The 5,885-nt window shown below is 68.8% G+C and carries 6 protein-coding genes and 1 tRNA gene; 4 read left to right on the forward strand and 3 right to left on the reverse strand.

Annotated elements, in window-relative coordinates:
- A partial coding sequence (locus DD1DGNOD_RS16370) for a putative bifunctional diguanylate cyclase/phosphodiesterase (RefSeq protein ID WP_165036782.1) occupies positions 1 to 1,049 on the forward strand: 1,049 nt, incomplete at its 5' end.
- Positions 1,050 to 1,090: 41 nt separating this feature from the next.
- Here the strand turns inward: DD1DGNOD_RS16370 and DD1DGNOD_RS16375 are convergent.
- The gene (locus DD1DGNOD_RS16375; protein WP_241255777.1) at positions 1,091 to 2,656 is read right to left on the reverse strand and encodes a branched-chain amino acid ABC transporter substrate-binding protein; all 1,566 of its coding nucleotides are present in this window, start codon (positions 2,654 to 2,656) and stop codon (positions 1,091 to 1,093) included.
- 26 nt (positions 2,657 to 2,682) lie between these two features.
- Positions 2,683 to 3,297, reverse strand: a complete 615-nt coding sequence (locus DD1DGNOD_RS16380; protein ID WP_131770505.1) for an ANTAR domain-containing response regulator — start codon at positions 3,295 to 3,297, stop codon at positions 2,683 to 2,685.
- A 172-nt stretch (positions 3,298 to 3,469) separates the two neighbouring features.
- Here DD1DGNOD_RS16380 and DD1DGNOD_RS16385 point away from each other — a divergent pair.
- From DD1DGNOD_RS16385 to DD1DGNOD_RS16395, 3 genes are all read left to right on the forward strand, one after another.
- A tRNA-Leu gene (locus DD1DGNOD_RS16385) sits at positions 3,470 to 3,542 on the forward strand.
- A gap of 291 nt (positions 3,543 to 3,833) precedes the next feature.
- Complete coding sequence (locus DD1DGNOD_RS16390) at positions 3,834 to 4,922, forward strand: ImmA/IrrE family metallo-endopeptidase (RefSeq protein ID WP_131770506.1); 1,089 nt, start codon at positions 3,834 to 3,836, stop codon at positions 4,920 to 4,922.
- A 3-nt stretch (positions 4,923 to 4,925) separates the two neighbouring features.
- Positions 4,926 to 5,468: a hypothetical protein gene (locus tag DD1DGNOD_RS16395; RefSeq protein WP_131770507.1), complete on the forward strand. Its 543-nt coding sequence runs from the start codon at positions 4,926 to 4,928 to the stop codon at positions 5,466 to 5,468.
- A gap of 41 nt (positions 5,469 to 5,509) precedes the next feature.
- Here the strand turns inward: DD1DGNOD_RS16395 and DD1DGNOD_RS27155 are convergent.
- A partial coding sequence (locus DD1DGNOD_RS27155; RefSeq protein ID WP_206443227.1) for a hypothetical protein occupies positions 5,510 to 5,885 on the reverse strand: 376 nt, incomplete at its 5' end.

Consider the following 5,885-nt stretch of genomic DNA (forward strand, 5'->3'; position numbering starts at 1 on the left):
ACGAGTTCGCCGTCCTGTGCGAGGACGTCACGTCCACGGCCCCGATCGAGGCGGTCGCCGACCGCATCGTCACCACACTGGCCATACCCAAGACCGCGTGCGGGCGGACCGTCACAGTGACCGCCAGCGTCGGCATCGCCCTGTCCGGGCCGGAGTTGTCCGATCCCGGCGAAATCCTGCGCGCCGCGGACATCGCCATGTACGCCGCCAAACGGCAGGGCCGCAGTTGCCACATCGTCTTCGACGAGGTCATGCGGGCCCAGGCCCTGTGCCGCCTTAAAACCGAGAACGACCTGCGCCGCGCGCTGGTCGCGGACGAGCTGCGGCTGTTCTACCAGCCCGTCATGAACATGGCCGGTGAGCTCACCGGCGTCGAAGCCCTGGTCCGGTGGCAACACCCCGAACGCGGCCTGCTCGAACCCGAGGCGTTCCTCCCCGTCGCGGAGGAGACCGGGCTGATCGTTCCGCTCGGCCGCTGGGTCCTGGAAACGGCCTGCCGGGCGGCCGGCAGCTGGGCCCCCAGGCTGCCGACCGGCGTGGCACCCCGCATCGCCGTCAACGTCTCGACCTGTCAGCTCGCCGATCCCCGGTTTCTCCCCGAGCTCACCGCGCTGCTGGACGCCACCAACGCCGACGACCGCTACGAGCTCGGCCTGGAAATCACCGAGAGTGCGCTCCTCGACGACACCTCCGCCGTCGCCGCCACGTTGCACGACCTGTGCGCCCATGGGGTCATCCTGTACGTCGACGACTTCGGTTCCGGCTACTCGTCGCTGAGCCGGCTGCACCGCATCCCTCTCGACGGTCTCAAAATCGACCGGCGGTGCATCGCGAGGATGACCGAGGACCCGGCCGAACACGCCGTCGTCGCGGCCGTCATCGGGCTTGCGCACACGCTCGGTCTCACCGCCATCGCCAAGGGTGTCGAAACGCCCGACCAGCTCGCCGCGCTCCAGGCGCTGCGCTGCGACCTCATCCAGGGCTACCTTCTCGCCCGGCCGCAACCCGACCTGCCCAGCTGGCGACCTGCCGTCGTCGAGCGCTGCTGAGTTGTCGGCGCGCACCGCCGTGGCATCGGCTTGTGCCGATCTTATGATGGTGCGGACCGGTGGACCCGCACGGGGACGAACGTCCGGTTGCGTACCGCGTAGACGGTCACCACCGGCGTCAGCGGGTCCCCCCAGGCGTCGAAGCCGACGTCACCGGTCGCACCGGGAAAGCGGCCCTGCCCGACGGCGGTGACGATCGCCGCCCTGGTGGCCTCGTCCACGTCGTCGCGGCCGGGAAGGACGCTGCCCGCGGCCCGCAGCAGCGCCCGTGCCGCGTCGTAGGCGTAGGCGGCAACCGGGGGGATCACGTCGACGTCCGGTGACGGCGAAACCGCCGGTGAGGCAGACACGACGACATGACCGCCACCCCCTGCGGGGCTGTCGGCGCCGGAAGCGGCACGGTCGGGGGCGTTACCGCCGTTGGAGCCGCCAGCACCAGCACCGGTGCGAGCGCCGCTGCCGGGGCCGCCGCTGTTGGTCCCGTCACCGGTGGGGCCGCCACCGCTGGCGGGACCGCCTGCGGGGCTGTTGCGGCCGGCGGTGGCGCCGTGGCCCGGCTCATTGCTACGCGCGTCATCCCCCCGGTTGCTGTCGCTGCCGTCCTCGTCGGACCACCGGTCGAGGTAGGCCGCAGCGAACTCCCCGGCCTGCGGCAATTCGGACAGGGGTGCGGCAAGGTCGGTGACCAGGTCTTCCTCGGAGGCGCTCTGCGTCCGCCCGGGGTAGTGGGGGTCGAACAACCCGTCGGAACCCAGAACGGACACGGCCGGGCCGTGCTCGGCCAGTTCATTGCGCAGCTTCGCGGCAAAGGCGTAGCCCGTCGCCACATACACCAGGTCGGGGGCCTCGGTACGCAGGTGCCGGGCCACCTGCTCGACCTCGGATCCGTCGTCGGCGCTGCCGTCGACCCGGTGTGTCCCGGTGACGGTCGCGCCGAGCCGAGAGGCCTCGGCGGCGAAGCGTTCCGCGAGCGAGGTGCCGAAGTCCGGGCCGCCGTCCACCACCGCGATCCGGCTACGGCCCATGACGCGCACGGCGTACTCGGCGGCATAGCGGGCCGCCAGCACATCCGTTCCGCTCAGCCGGAAGTAGGTCCGGTACGGCCGGGTCCGGGGGGTCGACGAGGCGGCGCCGGTCAGTTCGGGCCGGCTGTTGGACGGCGAGACCACCGCGATCCCGGCGGCGTCCAAGGTGGGCAGGGCAATCATCGCCACCGTGGAACTCAGCGGTCCGACCACACCGATCACGCTCTGGTCGGCGGCGAGAGCACCCGCGGCCCGGGCGCCGCCGTCCGGCCTGGACAGGTCGTCCTGGACGCTCATCCGGATCTTCCAGCCCGGGATGGTGCCCTGGGAGTTCGCCTCGTCGACCGCGAGGCGAACGGCGTTGCGCACAGCCGTACCCGCGGGCGCGAGGTCGGCGGACAGCGGTGCCATCAGTCCGAGCGTGGCCGTCCGAGTCCGTGGTCCGGGCGGACCGTCCGCCGGCGAACCGGCGGCAAGCCCCACCGCGACGACGGCTGCGATCACCACGATCAGGGCGGCCGCACCGGCAAACACGGCATGTATGCGCCGCCATGGCCGGATCGTGAACGGCCGTCCGCTCACGACCCTCCTGATCGTGTTCCGTCCGATCACGTTCCGGGCAGCGCCTCACCGGGCAGGAGGTCGCCGGCCAGCACAGTCTCGGCCACGGCACGCATCGTGCGGCGCTGGTTCATCGACGTGCGCTGGATCCAGCGGAAGGCGTCCGGCTCGGTCATACCGTGCTCGGTCTGCAGGACCCCCTTCGCCCTTTCGATGATCTTACGGGCCTCAAGGCGACCCTGCAGGTCCTCGACCTCGGCTTCCAGACTCACGATCTCGGTGAAGCGGCTCATGGCCATTTCGATCGTCGGTAGCAGGTCCTTCTTCTGGAACGGTTTGACGACGTAGGCCATCGCCCCGGCGTCACGGGCCCGCTCCACGAGGTCCCGCTGGCTGAACGCGGTCAGGATCACCACCGGCGCGATCCGTTCCTTGGCGATGTGCGCGCCGGCGTCGATCCCGTCCATCCGGGGCATCTTGACGTCGAGGATGACCAGGTCAGGGCGGAGCTTGGAGGCAAGACTGACCGCTACTTCGCCGTCTCCCGCCTCGCCGACCACCTCATAGCCCTCCTCCTGGAGCATCTCCCGCAGATCGAGACGGATCAAGGCCTCGTCCTCGGCGATCAGCACCCGGCGGGGGGTCGAGGATGGCTGGCTCATCGAGTCGGACTCCTGGGCTCGCAGGGCTAGGATCATACTGTTGACCCGCCGCGATGCGGGGCGGTCGGTCGATCCGCACCTTACCCGGCTACAGTCTTGGAGGAAGCTCTACCTGCATATTGACCGATTCGACAGAGACTTCAAGACCCAACGTCCTGGGTTCTGACTGCCGGCCCCTGTACTCCAACGGCAGAGAGACGGTGCTCAAACCACCGACAGTGTGGGTTCGAATCCCACCGGGGGCACACGGATCACTATGCTCACCGTGCTTTGCACGGCTTCCCGTAGACTTCGATGCCTGCCCGGGGGCCGAGCCCCGTCAACCGGTTTTCGTACACCATCGGCCGAGCTGGGCGTTTGTCCCGGTGTTCCCAGACACGGCCAATGAGTCTGCCGTTACGTGAGCGTTCGGATTCTTTTAGTGACAGGCTGGCTCCGAAGGAGTGTCGTCCCGCCGCTTGATCGTGGCTCCTCAGAGGTACGGCAACGGGCGCGTTCCGTTGGGATTATCCCAACGGAACAGGTACCATGCCTCCATGCACAGCATCGGCGACCGGGTGCTGGAGCACATCAGGCAGGCCTGCCCCACCACCCGGCATCGGGACATCGCAGAGGACATCGGGATGACTCCCGATGCGTTCTCACGTGCTCTGAACGGCAAGCGTGCCTTCTCCTCGATCGAGTTGGCGCGCCTGGCTGACCGGCTGAATGCGGACATCCATTGGCTGATCACCGGACAGCCTGACCCGCATCGGCTCATCGTCGCGGCGCGTCACAGTTTCGACCACGCGACGGGCCGTCGGGATGTACCCGGGCGCGATGCCGACGAGCAGGTGCTGCGCGACATCGCACTGGCCTACCGTCAGACCTACCCCGAGCCGCGGCACGGACCAGTCCTTCCGGAGAGCCCTGATGGGGCCAGGACGGCGCTGGGTGAGAACTTCGTGCGGCCCTTCGCGGACCGGTTGGAGAACCGGCTCGGCGTCGATGTCGTGCGGGTCGCTGACCTGTCGACTGCGTATTCGTTCACCATCGGTGGGCACCGCGTGATCGCGCTCCCGGCGACCGGGAACTGGTTCCGGGAGAACTGGTCGATGGCGCATGAGTTGGGCCACCTCGTCCGGGGCCACCACGACCAGGGGCTTTCCGAGACCGAGTGGGACCGGCACGAGGCGGCCGCGAACGCGTTCGCTGCGGATCTTTTGCTCCCCCGCGAGTCGCTTGCCGTGATCGACTGGGACCGCTTGGACGCCGCCGGGCTGGCTGACCTCGTGTGGCAGTGGGGTGTGTCCACCGATGCGCTCGCCCGCCGCCTGAACGCTCTGAACGGTCACCTGCCCGCTGTAGTGCGGACGTGGGCCGGACAGACGACCCAGCGGCTTCTGCGGCGTCACGGGGCTTGCGGCTCGGGTAAGGACGAGATCACCCTACGCATGGACGCGGCCGCCCGGCGTCGGTTTCCCCTTGCGCTCCAGGAGGCGCACCTCAAAGGGATCGCATCCGGGGTCCTCGGCAAGGGAGCACTTGCCTGGATGCTCGGCATCGATCCCGATGCGCTGGAAGTCGACAGTCCCGCAGTGCCCGAGGTGGACGTCGATGATCTCGCCAAGGCGCTGGGCTTCTGAACCGTGGCCGTGCTCCTGTTCCCGGACAACACTGTCCTGATCAACTTTGCGATCATCAACCGCATGGATCTGCTGGAGCGGTTGGCGAACGGCAACGGCCGCTGGTGCGCCACCGTGGCATCGGAATGCGACTCGTCGGCGCGGGAACCCGACCTCAGCGCGTTGGCTGACGCCAGGGGCATCTTCGGGTCGCCCTGGTTCCCCGACGCGGCAGAACTCCAGGACACGCGGCTCCTTCGCGAAGAGCTCGCGAGCCCAGGCGACCACCCCTACCAGCACCTCGGTGAGGCCGAGACACTCGCAATCATGATTCGTCGTCGCGTGCACGGCTTCTTCGTTACCGACGACAACGACGCCGCACGGCTCGCTACCCGGCACAGCATCCAGGTCGTCAGGACCTGGCACCTGTTGCAACTCGCAACCAAGACGGAATGGGTCGACGCCGACACCCTGTGGGAGTACATCCAGACCCTCCGCACCCACCGGCGAGGCAGTCCACCCGACGTGACCGACAGGCCCTCATTCGACAAGTGGCTGGCATCCTGACGTCGGCGGGACTGCCTGGGCGCTGGACGTTTCCATCCCCGCTAGGGGGTCCGGCTCCCGGAACCCCTAGCGGTCCGTTGGTGGCCCGTGGCGCCCAAGGCGTCCGCGGTCTCGATGTCCAGCGTGATCTGTGCGGTCGCCTTCTTCGCAGCCTTGTCATATTGGATCTTCAGGCAGAGTGCGTCGAGCAATAGGCGTGCAGTGGCCTGGGACAGGTCGGCAACGTCCAACCGGCCCAGCGGCACCCGCCCGAGCAGGCCGATGTCGGGGACGGAAGCCGCTGCCGCGGCGGCCTGGGCGTCAAGCTCCTGCAGAGCCTCACCGCTGGCCCGCCGTTGGGCGTCGAGCTCGGCCATGCGTTGCTGGATATGTGTGGGCGCCGTTCCCTGACCGGCTGGCGAACCGCTCGGGGCCGAC

Source organism: Candidatus Protofrankia californiensis (assembly GCF_900634765.1).
In the GTDB taxonomy this organism is placed as follows: domain Bacteria; phylum Actinomycetota; class Actinomycetes; order Frankiales; family Frankiaceae; genus Protofrankia; species Protofrankia californiensis.

Coding starts and splice junctions, on each gene's coding strand:
- DD1DGNOD_RS16380 (WP_131770505.1), bottom strand. CDS start 3,297: ATGAGCCAGCCATCCTCGACCCCCCGCCGGGTGCTGATCGCCGAGGAC.
- DD1DGNOD_RS16390 (WP_131770506.1), top strand. CDS start 3,834: ATGCACAGCATCGGCGACCGGGTGCTGGAGCACATCAGGCAGGCCTGC.